Origin of the sequence: Thiothrix caldifontis (genome assembly GCF_900107695.1) — a bacterium.
Taxonomy (GTDB): domain Bacteria; phylum Pseudomonadota; class Gammaproteobacteria; order Thiotrichales; family Thiotrichaceae; genus Thiothrix; species Thiothrix caldifontis.
Genome location: NZ_FNQP01000007.1, coordinates 138,283 through 157,770, shown reverse-complemented (window position 1 = coordinate 157,770; position 19,488 = coordinate 138,283). Strand labels below are relative to the sequence as shown.

Annotated in this window: 17 protein-coding genes; 11 read left to right on the top strand and 6 right to left on the bottom strand. The window is 49.2% G+C overall.

The features are described 5' to 3' along the window. Position 1 precedes the first annotated feature (1 nt). Complete coding sequence (locus BLV87_RS07785; protein ID WP_093067112.1) at positions 2–1,801, bottom strand: tetratricopeptide repeat protein; 1,800 nt, start codon at positions 1,799–1,801, stop codon at positions 2–4. A gap of 104 nt (positions 1,802–1,905) precedes the next feature. Between BLV87_RS07785 and BLV87_RS07780 the strand changes: the two genes are divergently transcribed. The 5 genes from BLV87_RS07780 (at position 1,906) to BLV87_RS07760 (ending at position 6,733) form a co-directional block, all read left to right on the top strand. Further along, positions 1,906–2,142, top strand: a complete 237-nt coding sequence (locus BLV87_RS07780; protein ID WP_093067110.1) for a DUF6489 family protein — start codon at positions 1,906–1,908, stop codon at positions 2,140–2,142. A gap of 110 nt (positions 2,143–2,252) precedes the next feature. Beyond that, positions 2,253–2,834 carry a 2-oxoacid:acceptor oxidoreductase family protein gene (locus tag BLV87_RS07775; protein ID WP_093067108.1) on the top strand — a complete coding sequence of 194 codons (582 nt, stop codon included), beginning with the start codon at positions 2,253–2,255 and terminating at the stop codon, positions 2,832–2,834. Next, complete coding sequence (locus BLV87_RS07770) at positions 2,828–4,081, top strand: transketolase C-terminal domain-containing protein (RefSeq protein ID WP_093067106.1); 1,254 nt, start codon at positions 2,828–2,830, stop codon at positions 4,079–4,081. Before BLV87_RS07775 ends, BLV87_RS07770 begins: the two co-directional genes overlap by 7 nt. Before the next feature lie 13 nt (positions 4,082–4,094). Next, positions 4,095–5,099, top strand: coding sequence for a thiamine pyrophosphate-dependent enzyme (locus BLV87_RS07765; protein ID WP_245706951.1), 1,005 nt, complete (start codon positions 4,095–4,097; stop codon positions 5,097–5,099). Next, entirely contained in the window at positions 5,096–6,733 is a 1,638-nt protein-coding gene (locus BLV87_RS07760) for an NAD(P)-binding protein (RefSeq protein WP_093067104.1), read from the top strand. The genes BLV87_RS07765 and BLV87_RS07760 overlap by 4 nt, the downstream gene beginning before the upstream one ends. An 89-nt stretch (positions 6,734–6,822) precedes the next feature. On the opposite strand, the gene BLV87_RS07755 is transcribed toward BLV87_RS07760, so the two are convergent. Then, a complete protein-coding gene (locus tag BLV87_RS07755) occupies positions 6,823–10,089 on the bottom strand; it encodes an SNF2-related protein (protein WP_093067102.1) in 3,267 nt (1,088 codons plus the stop codon). 322 nt (positions 10,090–10,411) lie between these two features. Between BLV87_RS07755 and BLV87_RS07745 the strand changes: the two genes are divergently transcribed. Beyond that, complete coding sequence (locus BLV87_RS07745) at positions 10,412–10,846, top strand: GNAT family N-acetyltransferase (RefSeq protein WP_175517879.1); 435 nt, start codon at positions 10,412–10,414, stop codon at positions 10,844–10,846. Between the two features lie 112 nt (positions 10,847–10,958). On the opposite strand, the gene BLV87_RS07740 is transcribed toward BLV87_RS07745, so the two are convergent. Further along, positions 10,959–11,960, bottom strand: coding sequence for an Abi family protein (locus BLV87_RS07740; RefSeq protein WP_093067100.1), 1,002 nt, complete (start codon positions 11,958–11,960; stop codon positions 10,959–10,961). Between the two features lie 91 nt (positions 11,961–12,051). Next, a complete protein-coding gene (locus tag BLV87_RS19305) occupies positions 12,052–12,222 on the bottom strand; it encodes a hypothetical protein (RefSeq protein ID WP_175517878.1) in 171 nt (56 codons plus the stop codon). Between BLV87_RS19305 and BLV87_RS07735 the strand changes: the two genes are divergently transcribed. From BLV87_RS07735 to BLV87_RS19300, 4 genes are all read left to right on the top strand, one after another. Further along, entirely contained in the window at positions 12,215–12,625 is a 411-nt protein-coding gene (locus tag BLV87_RS07735) for a 4Fe-4S binding protein (protein ID WP_245706950.1), read from the top strand. The genes BLV87_RS19305 and BLV87_RS07735 overlap by 8 nt on opposite strands. Positions 12,626–12,864: 239 nt before the next feature. Then, positions 12,865–14,067, top strand: a complete 1,203-nt coding sequence (locus BLV87_RS07730; protein WP_093067176.1) for an RtcB family protein — start codon at positions 12,865–12,867, stop codon at positions 14,065–14,067. Positions 14,068–14,079: 12 nt separating this feature from the next. Next, positions 14,080–15,030: a hypothetical protein gene (locus BLV87_RS07725; RefSeq protein ID WP_093067098.1), complete on the top strand. Its 951-nt coding sequence runs from the start codon at positions 14,080–14,082 to the stop codon at positions 15,028–15,030. Then, complete coding sequence (locus tag BLV87_RS19300; RefSeq protein ID WP_175517877.1) at positions 15,008–15,181, top strand: hypothetical protein; 174 nt, start codon at positions 15,008–15,010, stop codon at positions 15,179–15,181. The genes BLV87_RS07725 and BLV87_RS19300 overlap by 23 nt, the downstream gene beginning before the upstream one ends. A gap of 12 nt (positions 15,182–15,193) precedes the next feature. On the opposite strand, the gene BLV87_RS07720 is transcribed toward BLV87_RS19300, so the two are convergent. Both BLV87_RS07720 and BLV87_RS07715 read right to left on the bottom strand, forming a co-directional pair. Then, positions 15,194–16,864 carry a fibronectin type III domain-containing protein gene (locus tag BLV87_RS07720; protein ID WP_175517876.1) on the bottom strand — a complete coding sequence of 557 codons (1,671 nt, stop codon included), beginning with the start codon at positions 16,862–16,864 and terminating at the stop codon, positions 15,194–15,196. Between the two features lie 138 nt (positions 16,865–17,002). Further along, positions 17,003–17,971, bottom strand: coding sequence for a polysaccharide deacetylase family protein (locus BLV87_RS07715; RefSeq protein ID WP_093067094.1), 969 nt, complete (start codon positions 17,969–17,971; stop codon positions 17,003–17,005). 274 nt (positions 17,972–18,245) lie between these two features. Between BLV87_RS07715 and BLV87_RS07710 the strand changes: the two genes are divergently transcribed. Further along, positions 18,246–19,475 carry an O-antigen ligase family protein gene (locus tag BLV87_RS07710; RefSeq protein ID WP_093067093.1) on the top strand — a complete coding sequence of 410 codons (1,230 nt, stop codon included), beginning with the start codon at positions 18,246–18,248 and terminating at the stop codon, positions 19,473–19,475. The last annotated feature ends 13 nt before the right edge of the window (positions 19,476–19,488 follow it).

The following is a 19,488-nucleotide window of genomic DNA, read 5'->3' as shown; positions in this document are numbered from 1 at the left end:
TCTATGGGCATTGGAAAGCAGCAAGTTGTGCTTCACACGCGCTGATCTTCCCGCCCGGTAAGGGCAAGGCGTCTTGTAAAATTTCGCAAGCCGCCTGCTTTCCCCCCGCGATGCCGTGCTCTATTTCCAATAATGCCAGTTTCTCGATGGCTTTGCTGGTGTTGCAATCCCGTTTCCTATCTGCACTCAAGGCTGCTTTGTAGGTGTCAGCCGCTGTATCGTATTGCCCTTCCATGACGTAACGCTCAGCCAAGGCCAGGTAAAACTGTTTGTCGAGAATCACCTTGTTGGCAGGGTTTAAAGTGCGTGCTGCATTACAGGCTTCATTGGCGATCATGGTGGGCAATGTTTCCAGCGGAGCCGCCCACGCACGTGCAATGCACAGGTTGTTTTGTATCCAGTCGATGCGGTTGTTGAGGCTGACCGCCTGTTCCAACGCGCTTTGTGCTTCCTCAATACTGCGTAATGGTGGTTCAACTGACATCAACACCACGCCCAAGTTTGCCCAGGCAAACACATTGCCGCAGTGTTGTTCGATGGCTTGCGCGTATTTCTCCACGGCTTGAATCGGGCGGTTGTTATTGAATAGCAACGTCGCATCGCCTTCGGTACGGTTGGAGCCGAGAATCTCTTGTGGTTTGGCTGGCGGTTTGGCGGCACAGTCCGCTTGCAAGGCTTTGACAGAAGGTAAGGCTATCTGGGGTGTGACCAGCACCATGCTGCGCATCGTCAAACTGTCTGCTTGGAAGTCACTGGCATCGGGTAGCGCGGGAAAGGCAAGCGGAGCCACCGCAGGTGCACGCTTCGGCTCAGGGATACGCACTGCGATTTGCGCCATTTCCGGTGTGGCAGAGGCTTCGCAAACCTTGGTAATGGCATAATCCGGGCATAAGAGCTGGGTCTTATCCAAGGCATTGCCCGTGATTTGCCCAAGAATATGCCGCAGCGTGTCATTATTGCCCGCGATATTGTGTAATCGGGCAGAATGCAATTCGGCTAACAATTGTCCCAAACTTTCCGGGGTAATCTGGCTGCTTTGCAGGCGTGAACAATACTCAAACCATTGTCCCAATTGGCTATCAGGGTGCTCACTGGCATCCGCCTCCCCACTGCAATAGTAATACAGGTTATGACTTTCCGAAGCGACACTTAACAAGCGCTGACGGCTTTCACGCAACATTTCACTCAGCAAATCCATGTTCAAGGCATTCGGGTCGCGTGTACCGAGGTTACGTTCAAAACCAAAGATGCGTCCTTCCAGCTCAACTTGCAGAAACAGCTTGCCCTGATCCTGGTAAACCGTGCCAGTAATATTGCGCCGCCCGAACAAGCTGGCAATGAATTCCACCACATCGTTGATGGAAATCCCCGTCTCCGGTAATTTAATGCTTGCACCCAGTAAATAATCTTCGGTATTGCCGGTTACGGTGTCGATTGTGACCTTGCCATTACGGCTCGTGCGTTTGACGGTGGTGTAAATATCGGCTTCAGCCAGCAATAACTCCTGTTTCAGCGCATTGGCAATTACCCGTCCGGCATCCGAATGGCGATCCGTCATGCTTTTAGGCACTGCAAAGGGCTTGACCAATACCAGTTGCGAACTTTCTACCGCTTTGTACACCACAAACAGTACAATCAACAGCAAGCCCAGTGTGGCAAACAGGCGCAAAAACCCCATAATGCGTTCCGTCAGCAAGCGCATGACATCAAGTGAGCGAAGCAGTAGCGCTTGTCCGTAGTGTTGTAGCGTTTGGAGTCGCAAACGCCACACCGGTAACTCAGCAGGGGTTGGTTCAGCCATGATTGCCCGATTCCTTTGCAAGGGTTTAGCTGATTATAGGCAATATAAACCCGATAAACGAATTTGTGGCAAAATGAGTGCATTGCAACAAGAGGGAGTAAACCATGAATATCACCGTCAATGTCGATATGACGCCAGAAGAACTGCGTCGTGTCATGGGGCTGCCAGATGTGCAGGAATTCAATCGCGAAGTCATGGCACAAATGCTGAAAAAAATGCAGGAGGGTGCAGAAGGTTTCGATCCGATGGTATTTTTCAAGCCGGGTGTTGCGGGAAATACCGATGTGTTTAAGCAGTGGATGGAGCTATTTGGTAAGTTTGGTGGTGGTGTGAAGAGCTGAATGGGCGTTTTCCCGACTTCCATCAAGTAAAGCTTCCTCCAAAGCTGCTAGGATGACGGCGCATAAGAGATAAGAAATACGCTTTCATCTTCGCTAGAAGGGAGTACCACATGTTTCAAGTCAGAATCCACGGGCGTGGTGGGCAAGGCGTTGTCACTGCCGCCGAAATGCTCTCCATCGCTGCCTTTGTCGAAGGCAAACATTCGCAAGCCTTCCCCAGCTTCGGCTCCGAGCGCATGGGCGCACCTGTCATGGCATTTTGCCGTATTGACGATAAGGAAATCCGCCTGCGTGAACCCGTCCTCACCCCCGACGCGCTGATCATTCAAGACCCCGGTCTGCTGCATCAGGTCAACCTGTTTGAAGGGCTGGCGGAACGCGGTTACATCCTCATCAATTCCAACCATTCGCTAAGTGAACTGGGGCTGGACACCTTCTTGCAAACGCATCCCGGCGAACGCATCAGCGTCATTCCCGCCAGCGAACTGGCTCTCAAGTACGTCGGTCGTCCGTTGCCCAATGCCGCCTTGCTGGGTGGTTTCGCTGCGCTCACAGGGCTGATCCAGATGGAAGCGTTGCAAGCCGCCATCCGCCAAAAATTCAGCGGCAAGATTGCCGAACAGAACATCGCCGCTGCGCAAGCCGCCTTTGCCCAAGTGCAGGCCACCTTACAGGGAGGAAACCCATGCTGAAACAGATCGAAGGCTCCCAAGCCATCGCCGAAGCCATCGGCCTGTGCCGCCCGGAAGTGATTTGCGCCTACCCCATTACCCCGCAGACCCACATTGTCGAAGGCTTGGGGCAAATGGTGGATCGGGGCGAGATTAGCCCGTGTGAATTCATCAATGTAGAATCCGAATTCGCCGCGCTGTCAGTCGCTATCGGTGCAAGTGCTGCCGGAGCACGCTCCTACACTGCCACGGCCAGCCAAGGTTTGCTGTTCATGGCGGAAGCGGTTTACAACGCATCCGGCCTTGGTTTGCCCATCGTGATGACCATTGGCAACCGCGCTATCGGTGCGCCGATCAATATATGGAACGACCATCAAGACAGCCTGTCGATGCGCGATTCCGGCTGGATTCAGCTCTACGCCGAAACCAATCAGGAAGCCGCCGATTTGCATATCCAGGCTTTCCGGCTGGCGGAAGAACTTTCAGTGCCGGTAATGGTATGCGTGGATGGTTTTATCCTCACCCATGCCTACGAGCGGGTAGATATTCCTGCGCAGGAACAGGTCGATGCTTACCTGCCACCGTTCGAGCCGCGCCAACTCCTTGATCCGATCCACCCCGTCACTATCGGCGCGATGGTCGGGCCGGAAGCCTTCATGGAAGTGCGCTACCTCGCCCATTACAAGCAGATGCAGGCACTGGGGCTGATCCCGGAACTGGCGGAAGCCTTTCAGGAGCAATTCGGGCGCGATTCCGGCGGCCTGATCAAGCCGTACCGCAGCGAAGACGCCGACACCATTGTGGTCGCCCTCGGTTCGGTCAACGGCACGATCAAGGATGTGGTGGATGAGTTGCGTGAGGCAGGCATGTCGATCGGCTCGCTGGCGATTTGCACGTACCGCCCGTTTCCGCACAAGGCAGTACGCAATGCGCTGGAACACGCCAAACGTATCGTGGTGGTGGAAAAATCCCTCGCGCTCGGCATCGGCGGCATCGTTGCCACCGACGTGCAGATGGCGGTGGCAGGCTTGCACAAGCCGGTGCATACCGTGGTGGCAGGCTTGGGCGGCAGACCGATTACCCGAGATTCCCTGCGCAAGCTGTTCCACCGTGCCGACGCAGGCCATCTGGAACGGCTGGAATTCCTCGACCTCAAGCACGATGTCGTCCATGAGGAAATCGCACGCATGGAAGCCGGACGCCGTTCCGGGCCGATTGCGGAAAACATCCTGCACAGTGTCGGCACTGTCGCCAGTCAGATTCGCTAGGAGAACAACAATAATGGAAACCACCATCAAGTTTTACCAGACCGACACTTTCACCGTCGGCAACCGTCTGCTGTCTGAAGCTGAACGCAGCGTGCAGGCGGGGATGCAGCGCACCAACGCGCTCAATTCCGGGCATCGCGCCTGTCAGGGCTGCGGCGAAGCGCTGGGCGCACGTTTTGCGGTGGACGCAGCGATGCGGGCGGCGGGCAATGACCTGATTGCCTGCAACGCTACCGGCTGCCTCGAAGTCTTTTCCACTCCGTACCCGGAATCATCCTGGCAATTGCCGTGGATACATTCGCTGTTCGGCAATACCGCTGCGGTCGCTACCGGCGTGGCGGCGGCGCAGCGGGTCAAGGGGACGAAAACCCGCGTACTGGCGCAAGGCGGCGACGGTGGCACCACTGACATCGGTTTCGGTTGCCTGTCGGGGATGTTTGAGCGCAATGATGACGTGCTGTACATCTGCTACGACAACGAAGCCTACATGAATACCGGGGTGCAACGCTCGTCCGCCACCCCGCCTGCTGCCCGCACTGCCACCACCGTGCCGGTTGGGCAACACCCCAACGGTAATGTGTTCGGCAAGGGCAAGAGCGTGCCGCTGATTGCGATGGCGCATGAAATCCCCTACGTGGCGACCGCCTCCGTCGCCGATTTGCGCGATCTGGAAGCGAAAGTCACCAAGGCGATGAGCATTCACGGGGCGCGTTACATCCACATCCATGTGCCTTGCCCATTGGGCTGGGGTGCAGATCCGGCGCATACCATCAAACTGGCACGGCTGGCGATTGAGTCCGGCCTGTTCCCGGTGTTTGAAGCAGAACACGGCGAAATTACCGGACATCGCGCCATCCGCGAGCAAGTGCCGGTGGAAGATTATTTGAAGTTGCAAAAACGTTTCGCGCATTTGTTCCGCAATCCCAAACAAGTGGAAGTGATTGCGCAATTGCAGGCGATTGCCGACCGCAATATCCGCCGCTTCAAACTGTTGGAAAAGAGGGGGGCTGCCGTATGAGTACGCAGATCGAAAAACCGTTCGCCATCACGCTGGACAGGAATACCAGCCTTGCCAACCATACCGGCTCGTGGCGCAGCAAACGCCCGGTGTACGTTGACCGTTTGCCGCCCTGCAACGCCACCTGCCCGGCGGGGGAGAATATCCAGAACTGGCTGTTCCATGCCGAATCGGGCAATTACGAAGCGGCGTGGCGCAGCTTGACTGAAAACAATCCGTTGCCTGCGATCATGGGGCGGGTGTGTTACCACCCCTGCGAAGGCGCATGTAATCGCGGGCAACTGGACGCAGCGGTCGGCATCAATGCGGTGGAACGCTTCCTCGGCGATGAAGCCTTGAAACAGGGTTGGGCGTTTGCCAAACCTGCGGTGGAAAGCGGCAAGCGCGTGCTGGTAGTCGGCTCAGGGCCTGCGGGTTTGTCCGCTGCCTACCATTTGCGCCGCATGGGGCATGGCGTGACCATTGTGGAGGCAGAAACGGCGGCAGGCGGCATGATGCGTTACGGCATTCCGCGCTACCGTTTGCCGCGTCAGGTGCTGGATGCCGAAGTGCAGCGCATTGTGGACATGGGGGTGGAATTGCGCCTCGATACCCGTGTGGATGATGTGTTGGCAATGCAGGCGGCGGAAGGTTTCGACGCGGTATTCCTCGGCATTGGGGCGGGGATTGCGAAACGTGCCTACATTCCGGCGGGCGATGCCAGCCACATCACCGATGCGGTCAGCGTGCTGCACGAAGTCGAAGACAGCCAGCCCTTGCTGGGGCGCAAGGTGGTGATATACGGCGGCGGCAATACGGCTATCGACGTGGCGCGTACTGCCAAGCGGCTGGGGGCGGAAGAATCCATCATCGTCTACCGCCGCACCCGCGACAAAATGCCTGCGCACGATTTCGAGGTGAAAGAGGCGCTGGAAGAAGGGGTGAAACTGAAGTGGCTTTCCACCATCACCGAAGCCGGGGAAGGCAACATCACGATTGAGAAAATGGCGCTGGACGCGAAAGGTTTCCCGCAACCGACTGGCGAATTCGAGACCTTGCCTGCCGACTCGGTAGTGCTGGCGTTGGGGCAGAATGTGGAACAGACCTTGCTGGAACACATTCCCAATCTGACCATGAAGTGGGATAGCGTGCAAACCGACGCAGTGATGATGACCAGTCATGATGGTGTGTTTGCCGGGGGCGACATGGTGGCGGGTTCCGAGCGCACCGTGACCGTGGCGGTCGGGCATGGCAAGAAGGCAGCGCGGGCGATTGATGCGTGGTTGCGTGGCGAGCTTTACCAGCCTGCGCCCAAGCATGAGCCTGCTACCTTCGAGCGCCTCAACACCTGGTATTATGCCGATGCGGAAAAGACCGTGCGCCCGGTGCTGGACATTATCCGCCGCCAGTCCACTTTCGATGAAGTGGTGGGCGGGCTGGATGAAAGCAATGCCCTGTTTGAAGCACGGCGCTGTTTGTCATGTGGCAACTGCTTCGAGTGCGACAACTGCTACGGCGTGTGCCCGGATAGTGCAGTGATCAAGCTGGGGGCGGGCAAGCGGTTTGCGTTCAATTACGACTACTGCAAGGGCTGCGGGCTGTGCGCGGAGGAATGTCCGTGCGGGGCGATTGTGGTGGAATTGGAAGATAAATAGCGCTGGGGTGTAATGTAAGGGCAGACTTCCGTGTCTGCCTTTTCTGAATAGATGTACTTAATTCGATTATTGTAAATCACTAATTTTCTTCATGAGGCAATGCCAATAATGCAGGCACTAATTTCTCTCCAATAAGACTTCTTGTATGGTGCCCTCTCTAAAATTGCCTGAAGTTTCTCTGGTTTCATTTCTTCTTCAGTGAACTCCTGAAAATAAGAACCTGTTTGCAAATCGCCTATGCTGATCACTCTTTTTTTATATGTTTGCCGTTTGTTTCTTAGGTAAGGCGAAAATAGATCAATCCACAACTGAGAAAACCCGTAGTAATCTATACTATACTCTTTATCAATAGAGGCTGGCTTAAAAAGCTCCAATATTTTTTTAAGTATGGGGTGCTTTGTCTTTTTGTTGGAGTTTAATTTTTCCAAAATTGCTTTTGCAGTTTCTAGTGCTCGCCTTTTTTTATTTGGTAATACCCTGATTTCATTGTTTTGAATTATTTCTAAATAATGATTAAGTGCAGTGGTCGTTTCTTCAGTCCAAGCTGACTCCTCGTTGTTTGAATTATCTAGATGCTGGCGTAGCAAATTGCAAATCTCATTTAACTCAAAATGTATTATGCCCAATGAATCAATAAAATACCACTGACAGGGAGTTTTTTTATTCCCTCGGATAGCCAAAAATATCCAATTCTGATTTGAACTCAAAATACTCAACTTGCACTTCACAGATGCATTAACATTTTTAAGTTGCTCATAATGCAATTTTTCAATTAGTGGGTTCAGTCCATCGTATAAATTATGCACCGCACCAAAAGCATCTTTCATGTCACCCCATAAAAAATCATCTTGTTCCATTTTTTCTAAATCTTTTTGCATATCATGGGGTCTAATGATTTTTAGAGAACCATGACTATGATATTTTTGCATTAATTCATCAGGTATTTGAAAGTTTGAACCAATTAAAATTTCAGTATCTGCAAGGGTTCGTAAAAGTCGATGATCGGTTTTTAATGCAAATGCATCAGAGTCATTTGGCCAGAAAATGTTGATTTTTTTGTGAGGACTGTCAAGTCGATCAATGCGACCTATTCGTTGCTCAGCAATTCTTAATACGCTTGGCATGTCTAAAAAAAATAAGGCAGACGCCTGTTGAAGATTAACTCCTTCTGACATGGAGTCGGAAAACAACCCCAATAAATTATTGGCTTTTGAACCCAATTCAAATTTCTGCAAAATATCATTCCTTTGCGTATTTCCAGTGACCACCACTGTCTCTATTTCGCGATGCTTTTTTGCAATCAGGTTCTTCAGGTAGTCCAAGGTAATAATTGTACTATCAAACGCAATAATTATTGAATTTTTTGACTCCTTAAATAATCCAGTCATTTCTTTGATTTTTGCAATCTCTCTTGAGTCGGATATTTTTTTTGATAAATTGGAAATTTTCGCATAAATAGAAGCTTCTTTTTCACAGGCTTGAATATATTCCTCTTCATTAACAAGCCAAATCGGAGGACTCACCTTTTTAAGATTATGTTCTGGAAGAATATTTTTATAGTCATTAATCTTTTTGTAGAAATTTCCTGTCAGGGGTTTATTGGATTTGAATTTAAAGTAATCGACAGCACATTTTGTACCCTCAATAAGCTCAACTACTGCTGCTTTGGAAGATCGTAATTTTGCTTGGATCATGAAAACTGATAGTGATCTTGCGGCTTTAAGACGCATCTCCAAATATTGTTCTTCGGTAATCTGATAAATTTCAGAAAACTCCAGCTTCCTTAAATATAACAACCCTTTTAATTGATCGGCAAGCTCGTTTATTTTGTTTGCAATTTCTTTATCTTCTTCGCTTTCCCTAGTATCATAAGTATTGTTAATGGCTTCTGGGTATTGACAGGGTATGCCAAATTTATTTATGTATTTTTCAGGCTCATGCTTTATAAACTCTTTAATTTGATTTTTTGTTTGTCGAACTATGAATTTTTGTATATAGGTGCGTAAATTTCCTAGATCGCTTTCGTTCTGTAGAGATTTTGTTTTTTTTAGTCTTTTGAACTGTTCCAATTCATTGTCATTTAGATTATCAATATCTAGTATTTCAATAAGCCTGAGTAGATCTTTTGCCTTCTTATTTATTGGAGTAGCTGTAGAGAGTATGACATAATCTGAAAGGTGTTTAGAAATACTCTCACTGCGCAGAGATTTTATATTTAAGTAGTTATGGGCTTCGTCTATTATGAGTATATTTGCAAGCTGTATTCTTTTAAGCGTGTTTTGGTAATTTGAACTTTTATTGTGACTCAGCAAACCCATTGATAATGGAGATGAGTAAGTGAATTTTACATCTAGCAATTCTTTATCCCAGTTGCTGGTTACAATTGGCGGGCAAATTATTAAGGCATTTGCTTTATTTTTTCGACCTGTTTCCCATAGCCAGTAAAACAGCGAGATGTAAAGTGTTCCAATTAATTTTGTCTTGCCAGAACCCGTAGGGTTAGCAATTAAAACACACCCTTGATTTTGCAAAACATAAAAGGCTTGCAACAAAGAAGTTTGCTGCAAGGGCCATAGACTAATGGAGCTTATTTTTTCATGTAACTCAGGCAATTCGTCAAACCAATTCCCATCAACGAGTTCCGTAATGGCTCTTGCCAAAGCTTCTTGCCATGAAACTAGAGACAGCAACTGTTGTAAAAGTTTTATAATATCTTCTGTGTAGTCTGCTCCCTGACGATAAAAGTTCTCTGCAATTTGACGGATGCTATCATACTGATAATGTTCAGTGGTTCCCTCAGGGCTGTCCATTATGCGTATATTTGCTTCTTGCTGTTGCTTGAGTCCGTTAATGCTGAAATTTGCTGAGCCAAGAATTACATGTTTATTGCCGACATATATTTTTGCATGTAAGTGATCAAGAATTTTAAACTGAATTTTCTTGGCCTTAATTAGCTCAATAATTTTAATTACATTGCCACCCTTGAATATAGAATATCCCTGCTCAAGCCAATAGTCTTTGATTTCATTTTTTAAATCAGACTTTCCCCATGTTTTTCTTTTAAATACATTAGGCTCCCAACCTAAAATTATCTTGGTTGAGTCTAAGTGACTTGTTAACTCATTTTTCCCAAAAGAATCTATAATATGAGAAAGCGAGGTAAATCCCGTTGCGATCAAATAATCATCACTATCTTTAATGTCGGTGTTAACTTGCTTAAGAACAGTTCTCTTCTGGCTAGGAATATTGAGAGGAAAATCTTCGTTTGGAGGCCAAAATAAAGGGCGAGCATCGGTATCTAAAAATAGCTCAGTCTGGTCGGGATTCAATTTTTTCTTTCTAGAGAATTTCTTCATTGCAAATTTCAGTACGTTTAATTGTAAGCTCCAGCAAACGATTTTATCAAAATATGCGTCAATTGTTTCGCTGATGTCAATAAAATGATTTCAGTGTATGCTGTTGTATGACAATGCTCTGGCAGAGGATTGCGCCATCCATACTCAGCGTCCGCGTCAACGAAACCGAACGCAACCTGCTGGAAACAGACGCACACCACCCTAAGCGAGTTCGTGCGCCGCAAAGCCGTGGAATCCGTGGAATCCGCCGAACTGGAAGTAATGGAACAGCGTATCATCGAAATTTTCATCCCCGTGTGGGAGCAGTTTGAAGCATGTCTGAATGCACCCACCAAGGAAATCTCCGCTCTGCAACTATCACCAGCTCGGCGTTTCCCGCACCAATGTCATTTGCGATACCGGATCAGGCAAAGTCACTGGTTTCGTTTCCCTGACGGCTGCGGAAATCTGCCGCGAATTCCTGCCAGAATCCGAACAGCGCAATCGCCCCCGAACCGTTCCTGCCATCCTGCTTGGGCAACTGGCGGTTGATCCTGAGTATCAGGAACAAGGGTTGGAAAAGTCGCTGCTGTTCTTCGCTTTCAGGACAGCGGTGCAGATCAGCGAACAGATTGGCTGTGGCTGTGTGATCACGCATCCACTAGATGATAGTGTCCGCACGTTTTCCGGAACTGTGGGTTTCAGGACATCCCCGTTTGACCGGAACCGTTCGATGGTAGTGCGAATCAAGGATTTGCAGCAAAACGGATTTTGCTAATACTCCAGCCTTTACGCTATACTTGCCTACAACACGGCCCCTTTCGGTTGAACTGCTTCGGCAGGGAGATTGCTAAGGGGTTTTTTATTATCTGTATGATAATATTCACCTTTTACCAACTCCACTGCTCCCATCCTGAAACGGTTCCCATCCCCTGAAGATTCAAGTCCAGATGGTCTAACTGTGGAAAAGTCAGCAAATGTTCTTTCAAGCGTTGCCCCCAGCTTGAACTTGGATTGATCACATCCAGCAAATGTTTGGCAATGCAAAACAGCAAAAACGGGCGAGCCAAACCGTGAGCACTGTCTTGAAAATGGTCGACCCAGCAAACTTCTCCACGCGGTGAGCGTTTGGGCTGATCGACGATATTCCGGTTCCATAAACGGCTATGGTGAGCGCAAACATTGCGCAGGTAGTTCAAGCTCCTCAGCCAGGAGGCAAATACTCGCCCATTACTGACGCCATATTTGATAGCGATAGCATCCTGATCCTCCTCTTTCATACCTTTGAACAGCATCGAAAGACAACCAAAATCCCAAACTTCACATGCTACCCAGATGGGTAATGGCAATCCATACTTTGTCTTGTTGTGTTTGATGAATTCCTCTTTCGAGCGGGAAATGAGGCTTGCATGTTTTGTCAGCCACTCATGGTATTCCGTCAGCCCGGAAACTGGATCCAATTTATGGGCGAAATCATCAAACAGCAGATCTGGCTTCAGATAAGCGAAGGGGTCTTTTTCTCCCAAGCGATGGCTAATATCGACTCGTAGGCCAATTTCAATGCGCTCCAGTGCATCCAGTACAAGCATTCGCAGTTTTTTATCAAATACATATAGGTCAACGGCATTCTCGAAACTTGCTCCTGGCCTGAAGTCATCGAATAACAGCTTATCCGTATCACCACGCTTGAACTTTTTCCTGTTGATCGGTGCCTCTAAAGGGCAACAAACCTCGCTTCGTTCCCGGAAGGGAAACCAATAACCGCTTAAGCGGTAATAGCCAATTCGTTCCAGCTTATCGAGAGCTTTTGCTTCATCCGTGACAAGCATTCCACGCGATTTCAATTGCTCCAGTTGAGCCTGATAGCTTTTCCATGGTTTGGTGTAACTCATCTTTATTGGGGGGGTTCCTTTGCAAGTTGTCCATCTGGCATGCGTTATTACAAACAAAATAAGTGAACCGTTGATTGTACCATTACTCATTTTATAGTACGCATACCGCAATCGCCCCCAAACCGTTCCTGCCATCCTGCTTGGACAACTGGCGGTTGATTTGGAATATCAGGGGCAATGACTGGCAAAGTCGCTGCTGTTCTTTGCATTCAGGATAGTGGTGCAGATGAGCAAACAGATTGGCTGCTGCATGATTGCGCATCTGCTGGATTGGTGTACGGCGGCGGCAATACCGCCATCGACGTAGTTACCAGCCTGCGCCCAAGCATGAGCCTGCTACCTTCGAGCGCCTCAACACCTGGTATTACACCGATGCGGAAAAGACTGTGCGCCCGGTGCTGGACATTATCCGCCGCCAGTCCACGTTTGACGAAGTAGTGGGCGGGCTGGATGAAAGCAATGCCCTGTTCGAGGCGCGGCGCTGTTTGTCGTGCGGCAACTGTTTCGAGTGCGACAACTGCTACGGCGTGTGCCCGGATAGTGCGGTGATCAAGCTGGGGGCGGGCAAGCGGTTCGCGTTCAACTACGACTACTGCAAGGGCTGCGGGCTGTGCGCGGAGGAATGTCCGTGCGGGGCGATTGTGGTGGAGTTGGAGGAGAAGTAGCGCTCACCAAAAATTTATTGACTTTAACAACATTACCGCTACACTTTCTCACCATTATCAACCTTATTTTACGGAGACACCCAACATGCTGAATGGACACATACGGAGCAATTCAATTAACTAGTGTCTCCCGCGCTTGTGCCGGGGGACTGATTTCAGTCATCCGGCGTAAGAATGCGGTGCTTCGTGTGCAGCATGTCGAAAACCCCGGATGGCCTAAAAACCAACGGGGTTTTTTTATGCCTATCAGTTTTATGCTCAATAAGGGCAAGGTTCCGGTCAAGATTTTTACTGACGATGTGGATAGCGGTTCGCTGACACAATTGGGAAATCTGTCGCAACTGCCCTTCATCCACAGCCACATTGCGGCGATGCCTGACGTGCATCACGGCATTGGTGCGACCGTGGGTTCTGTGATTCCCACCCGTGGCGCGATTATTCCCGCCGCAGTCGGTGTCGATATTGGTTGTGGGATGAACGCGGTACGGCTATCGCTCAAAGCCCACGACTTGCCTGACAACTTGTACAGCATTCGCACGGCGATTGAACAGCGGGTGCCGACCGGTTTCGATGAACACGAACGCCCCAGCATCAACGGTTCAACACTCAATAACATGGGCAAGCACCTCGATGTGATTACCAACAAGCACCCCAGTCTGGTGAAAATGTTGAAAAACTTTCATCGCCAATGGGGCAAGCAACTCGGCACACTTGGCGGCGGCAACCATTTTATCGAGCTGTGCATCGACGAAGGCGACGACGTGTGGGTAATGCTGCATTCCGGCAGTCGCGGGGTGGGCAATGCCATCGGGCGTTATTTCATCGAAAAAGCCAAAAAGGATGTGGGGCGGGAACTCGGTCAATTGCCGGACAAAGACCTCGCCTACTTCACCGAAGGCACGCAGCATTTCGATGATTACGTTGAAGCGGTCGGCTGGGCACAGGATTACGCAATGGTCAATCGCCGTGAAATGATGCGCTTGGTATTGGACGCATTGCAACGCAGCAAAGCCTTACCCGCCTTCACCACCACCCGCGAAGCGATCAATTGCCACCACAATTACGTGCAAAAGGAAGAGCACTTCGGCGCGGAAGTCTACCTGACCCGCAAGGGCGCAATCAGTGCGCAGTTGGGGCAGCTCGGCATTATTCCCGGCAGCATGGGCGCGAAATCGTACATCGTGCGTGGCTTGGGCAATGCGCAATCGTTCTGCTCCTGTTCGCACGGTGCAGGGCGACGCATGAGCCGCACCGAAGCCAAACGGCGTTTCAACACACTCGATCTGGAAGCGCAGACCAAGGGGATCGAATGCCGCAAGGACAAAGGTGTGGTCGATGAAATTCCCGGCGCGTACAAGGACATCGACGTGGTGATGCAGAACCAAAGCGATCTGGTCGAGGTCGTACATACATTGCGTCAAGTGATTTGCGTGAAAGGTTAAACGAGGTGAAATATGGAGAAGACACAAGTTGAACTGATCCGCGAATGCTTGAGCGGCAACCGCACGGTGTTTCGTTACGCACCGGAGAGCTACGCACTGCAATTGCTCAAGGATTACATCGGCAATGGTATGGGGATTGCGGCATTGCGCCGCTCTCCTTATGCCAAATTGTTAACCAAACCCATTGTCACCGAAGCCTTGGCTTTAGCAGGTAAAGGACAATTAGAGCCGTGGCATTTGGAAGCGGTCATTGCCCAATACCGCGACCACAAGCCGCTGAATTTCATCCTCACGTTGGACGAGTGGGGCACAGACGACAAGGACGACCGTCACTGGAAACAGACTTGCCGCACGGGTTACGACTTGGTACTGCAACTGAATTTTGCCAACGACCACCACCAGCACCTCAAAACGCTGGTCGGTGAAGACGATGTTGCGCCATTTTCCTATCACGGGCATCCAGTGCGCAAGGATGGCACAGTGGAAACGCTGGCGTGGGCGCGGATTGATCTTGATTTCGTCAGCAATCAGGCGTTGATCGAAGAAATTCAGTCCGATTGGGTCAAAGGCGTGGCGGATAGTTACAAAAACTATTTGTACGGTGAGGACAAGATGCAGCAATACCGCGAGGCATTGCGCCCTTACGCCAAGGTGTGGGATGAAGCGATGTTGACAGCAGCACTCTGCTTCATTCGCCGCGAACTGGGTATCCGCGACGTGTTTTATCACAGCTATGACACGGGCAATCGCCTCAAGGGTATCGAGCGTTACTACCACCTCGGCAAGCCGCCGCGTTATTTGTACACCGAATTACCGAAAAAGTTTTGCTTCGTCCCAACCAGCGAAGCACCGGACTTCCTCAAACCTGTCCGTTATCTGCATTACCTGCAACGTCACGGTAAAGCACAATGGTTCAAACTGCCAACACAGGAGCAAGCTCATGGCAAAAAAGCAGCCGCGTAAGCGCAATCCCGTCGCCCACCACCTGTTTATTCAGCGCGGAGGGGTTCACGAAAAAAGCAATTCTGCCAAACGGCAGGAAGATAAACGTCAGTTACGTAAACTGATCAGCAAAGCAGGTGCGGGAAGCGCCTGCTTTGAGCAAGCCGCATAGTGGCTTAGAACGTTACATATTCACCGTTACAATATTGCTATACGCAGAATAAGTGCCATTGGTATGGTAAGCCCGCACACGATAACGATAACTTTCACCGCTTTCCAGCGTGGGGTCAGTATCGGTAAAGCTCACTGCATTCACCCCAACCGTCCCCAAAAACTCAAAACTCGTACAACCCGCCTTTAGGCAGCGTTCCAGCTTGAATCCTGTTTCATTGTTACTGGCATCCACCCAATTTAAGCGCACCTGATTGCCAGCAAGTACTGTTGCTGTCAAGTTAGTAGGCGCTGCAATGGATGTTGAGGATGTGGATATGGTGATATTCACGGTATTGGAATAAGCAGAATAATTGGTTCCCCGGTAAGCCCGCACTCGATAACTGTAGGTTTGATTCGCCTGTAAATTGGTATTGGTAAACTGGACGATATTCGCCCCCGTCGTTTTGATCACCGTAAAGTCAACGTTAGTACAGGTCGCTTTGAGGCAACGTTCAATTTTGAAGCCAGACTCATTATTACTGGCATCCACCCAGTTTAAACGTACCTTATTGCCAGTAAGCACCGTTGCGGTCAGATTGGCAGGCGCAGCAATGGATGGTGGCGATACAGGTGTGGTTATGTCCACCGTATTAGCATAGCTGGAATAATCTGCTCCCCGGTAAGCACGTATCCGGTATCGGTAGAGCGTATTACTCGTCAGGTTTGTATCGGTAAAGCTCACTGCATTCGCCGCAACCGTACTCCGAAACGCAAAGTTAGTACAGCCAGCACCTTGGCAACGTTCAATGCTAAAGCCAGATTCGTCACTACTGGCATCGACCCAGTTTAAACGTACCTGATTGCCCGCCAGTGCAGTTGCTGTTAACTGGCTAGGCGCTGCTGGTAAAGTGACAGGAGCCGGAGTCAGGGCATAAGCTTCCTGAAACGTATAAAACTTCAACCCTAAACCTTTTGCAATATCAATAATCTGATTCAGTTTGCTGGCACGAATCGCATACTGGGAATCGGCATCCGGTGAGGTATCATCAAAGATATAATGACCATACAAGGTAATAATTTCATTGTTATTTTTCGCACGAATCAAGGCTTGTTCTATTTCTGCTACGGTGCGCCCATAGCGATTATCAAGGCTCTCCCCTTCCAGAACACCGTAGGTCTTGTCGCTGTTATGGTAAATTTCGTCCATTTGCGCCAGTTGTTTGCTTGCATCGTAAAAGGTTGTGCGCAAATAGGGAAGGTACGGCCTGATAGCGGCGTCATAGTTTTCGTCACGCTCACCGGATGGGTATGAAAAGCTGACCGGATTGAAGCCATCAGCCTGCATGTTTTGTATGGCTGGGATGACTTGGGTGTTCACGTATTCCTGCGTTCTGCTAGGATCAAACAAAAACTCACCCACACCGGTATGGTCATAACTGTGGCAACCTATTTCATGCCCTTTGTTTTGCAAATCCCGTAGTTGGTCAATCTGGGTCGGGCGGGATAGCTCATGCCACTTGGTTACAAAGAAGGTGGCACGTACATTATCAGTCCTGTTTGCAAAAAAATTATGCCAAAGCCCCGTACTGGTGTCATCAAAGGTTAATACGACGCCCGGTTGATTGGTTGCTGCCTGGGCACTGGCACCAAACAAAACAGCTAACCAATAAATCACGACCCATTTTTTGAAAAAACTTCTCATAGCTCCATACCCTGTGTTGATAGAAAAACTCAGAATCATCATGAAATTAATACTAGATAAAAATGATGGTACTTCCATGAATATAAGCACCAGTGATGGATATATACTCTCTGGACGACAGACCATAGCGATCTGCCGCTAAATGGTTATGGTTTTTTTAAATGACTGACGAACTTTTAGGGCAAAAACAAGCAACAGGTAACTGAGGTGAAAGCTGCCACCGCCGCCGTTGTTATTATTGGTTTGTGGAATGGCATCAGGTGGCGCAGTTGCCGTGCCAGTATTATTGACGCTGCCTGCTGAAGAAACAGGGAGGGGGATCAGTTGGTTTTGGACTTCAAAGGCTTCATGAAACGTATAAAACCTCAGTCCCAATCGTTGGGCTATCGCGATAATCTGGTTTAACTTGCTGGCACGAATTGCATACTGAGAATCCGCATCGCCGGATGCGTCATCAAAGATATAGTGCCCATATAAGCTTATAATTTCATGATTGTTCTTTGCACGAATAAGCGCCTGCTCAATTTCTGCTATCGTAACGCCATAACGGTTATCCAAGCTCGCTCCAGCAAGTACAGCGTACACCTTGTCACTGTTGTGGTAAATTTGATCATTTTGAGCCAGTGGTCTGGCTGGATCATAATAGGTTGTACGCAAATAAGGTAAATAGGGTCTGATCGCGGCATCGTAATTTTCATTCCTTTCCCCGGAAGGATAAGAGAAACTCAGCGGGTAGAACCCATCATTATTCATATTGCGTATTGCCGGGATCACTTCGGTATTAACATATTCTAATGTCCGGTTGGGATCAAAAAGGTACTGACCCACCCCTATATGGTTGCGGCTATGGCAACCTATTTCATGCCCGTGGTTTTGCAGATCCCGTAATTGCTGTATCTGTGCTGCGGATAAGGTATGCCATTGACTGACGAAGAATGTGGCTCGCACATTGTCAGTCCTGCCCGCAAAAAAATTATGCCAAAGACCCGTACTGGTGTCGTCGAAGGTCAACACAATACCCGGCTGATTGGTTGCCGCTTGGCTATTGATCGCTAAAAGCATAGCCGATAAACAGATTACGGTTAGTTTGCTAAAAAGCCCCTTCATGTTGTTTCTCCAGCTAAAACCCTTATAAAAATGCCACTAATGCTTGTAAAGCCGAAATCACATGGCCTAGGTGAAGATAGGAGGTCAGTAATATTCTGGTGTCACTGTATTGATGAAGTGAATACTTTCGGTGATAGGTGGATGTAAATCGGTTCAGTGTAAATCGTATCCACTCCCATACTAGTCGTCTTACGTAGTAGTCGCCTTATCGCAAAAATATGGTGATTGTGTGCAAAAAAATTTATATGGAATAAAAACATAAGGAGACACAACCTTGCGCACGTTTATCTTATGGCTATTTGGCCTGCATTTTATCTTTCTGGCTTACCTGAACAATGTTTATCTGGCAGGTTTACCTGTCAGGTCGTTTCTGATTTTGCTGGCAGGTGGGCTGGTATTGTTATTGGACAGCAGTGTGGTTGCCCGCTTGAGACCGGTTAATGTGATTTATGTTTTGCTGGCTATTTTGGGACTGGTAGTTTCTCTGACCAATAATGTTGGGGTGGGGGGAATCATCAGCGGTGAAATGCGACTGTTGCAATCCTATTTATTGCTCATGGTGGCTTACTTTATTCTGGAACAATACGGTTTTCGGGTGCTGGCTTTTGTTTTACTGAGTTTGGCACTGCCCTCGGCCTTGATCGGTATTTTACAAGGGCTTGGTGTACACGTTGCCTGGGAATTTCATGCGATTCTTCAGGAAATGCAGAATAAGGAAATTAGCGATGAAATGCGCACTCAAATGGCAGAGGTACTGGATCGCCCACCCGGACTAACGCTGTATGCCATTCCCCAGACGTATATGCTATTGAGTGCGATGGCGCTGATGCTTTACTGGGTTATCAAAAATCCTGCCAATCAGCGTGCTCAATGGTTGGGGGGGGTAGGCTGCGTCATACTGGCAGGAGGGATTTTTGCGTCGGAAACCCGCTCTGCGATGGGGGCTGCCTTGCTAATGCCAGCCTTGGTTTATTTACGGTTATTCCCAGCGCGGGTGATTCCGCTGGCGGGGGTAGCCGTATTATTGGGTGCAATGGCTTACCTGTTGATGCCGGGTAATGCCGATGTGGATTCACGCCTTATCAATTTGGATGATGCTTCCGCTGCGGGGCGTTCCACCCTTTACAAATACGGTATTGAGTTATTTTGGCAGAAGCCTTGGGGTTACGGTTTTGAGTTCAATACGGTGGAATATGCAGTGGAGTATTTTGTGAATGAACGCAATTTGTTTGATTACGGGCCGTTGGAAAAAGCGCAGTACATTGTACCGGTACACAATTCCATTTTAAATTTGATGCACACCTACGGGTTTTCTGGATTATTGTTATTAGTGTATTACCTTTACCGTCTCATTAAGGGGAGCTGGTATCGGTTAGCTATTATTGTCGCTACGTTAGTGAACTCTGTGTTTCATAACGCCGGTATTTTAAGCAATGATTTGTTTATGGATATGGTCATTGCGGTCATGCTCTATGAGATTCACCGGGAACAGCCCACCGCCTGAGGTGGGCTATGGT

What these genes read in the sequence shown, in the direction of transcription:
- BLV87_RS07765 (WP_245706951.1), top strand. Translation starts at nt 4,095, where the DNA reads ATGGAAACCACCATCAAGTTTTACCAGACCGACACTTTCACCGTCGGC.
- BLV87_RS07725 (WP_093067098.1), top strand. Translation starts at nt 14,080, where the DNA reads ATGGAGAAGACACAAGTTGAACTGATCCGCGAATGCTTGAGCGGCAAC.
- BLV87_RS07775 (WP_093067108.1), top strand. Translation starts at nt 2,253, where the DNA reads ATGTTTCAAGTCAGAATCCACGGGCGTGGTGGGCAAGGCGTTGTCACT.
- BLV87_RS07730 (WP_093067176.1), top strand. Translation starts at nt 12,865, where the DNA reads ATGCCTATCAGTTTTATGCTCAATAAGGGCAAGGTTCCGGTCAAGATT.
- BLV87_RS07780 (WP_093067110.1), top strand. Translation starts at nt 1,906, where the DNA reads ATGAATATCACCGTCAATGTCGATATGACGCCAGAAGAACTGCGTCGT.
- BLV87_RS07720 (WP_175517876.1), bottom strand. Translation starts at nt 16,864, where the DNA reads ATGAGAAGTTTTTTCAAAAAATGGGTCGTGATTTATTGGTTAGCTGTT.
- BLV87_RS07785 (WP_093067112.1), bottom strand. Translation starts at nt 1,801, where the DNA reads ATGGCTGAACCAACCCCTGCTGAGTTACCGGTGTGGCGTTTGCGACTC.
- BLV87_RS07760 (WP_093067104.1), top strand. Translation starts at nt 5,096, where the DNA reads ATGAGTACGCAGATCGAAAAACCGTTCGCCATCACGCTGGACAGGAAT.
- BLV87_RS19300 (WP_175517877.1), top strand. Translation starts at nt 15,008, where the DNA reads ATGGCAAAAAAGCAGCCGCGTAAGCGCAATCCCGTCGCCCACCACCTG.
- BLV87_RS07755 (WP_093067102.1), bottom strand. Translation starts at nt 10,089, where the DNA reads ATGAAGAAATTCTCTAGAAAGAAAAAATTGAATCCCGACCAGACTGAG.
- BLV87_RS07770 (WP_093067106.1), top strand. Translation starts at nt 2,828, where the DNA reads ATGCTGAAACAGATCGAAGGCTCCCAAGCCATCGCCGAAGCCATCGGC.
- BLV87_RS19305 (WP_175517878.1), bottom strand. Translation starts at nt 12,222, where the DNA reads ATGCGCAATCATGCAGCAGCCAATCTGTTTGCTCATCTGCACCACTAT.
- BLV87_RS07715 (WP_093067094.1), bottom strand. Translation starts at nt 17,971, where the DNA reads ATGAAGGGGCTTTTTAGCAAACTAACCGTAATCTGTTTATCGGCTATG.
- BLV87_RS07740 (WP_093067100.1), bottom strand. Translation starts at nt 11,960, where the DNA reads ATGAGTTACACCAAACCATGGAAAAGCTATCAGGCTCAACTGGAGCAA.
- BLV87_RS07745 (WP_175517879.1), top strand. Translation starts at nt 10,412, where the DNA reads ATGCACCCACCAAGGAAATCTCCGCTCTGCAACTATCACCAGCTCGGC.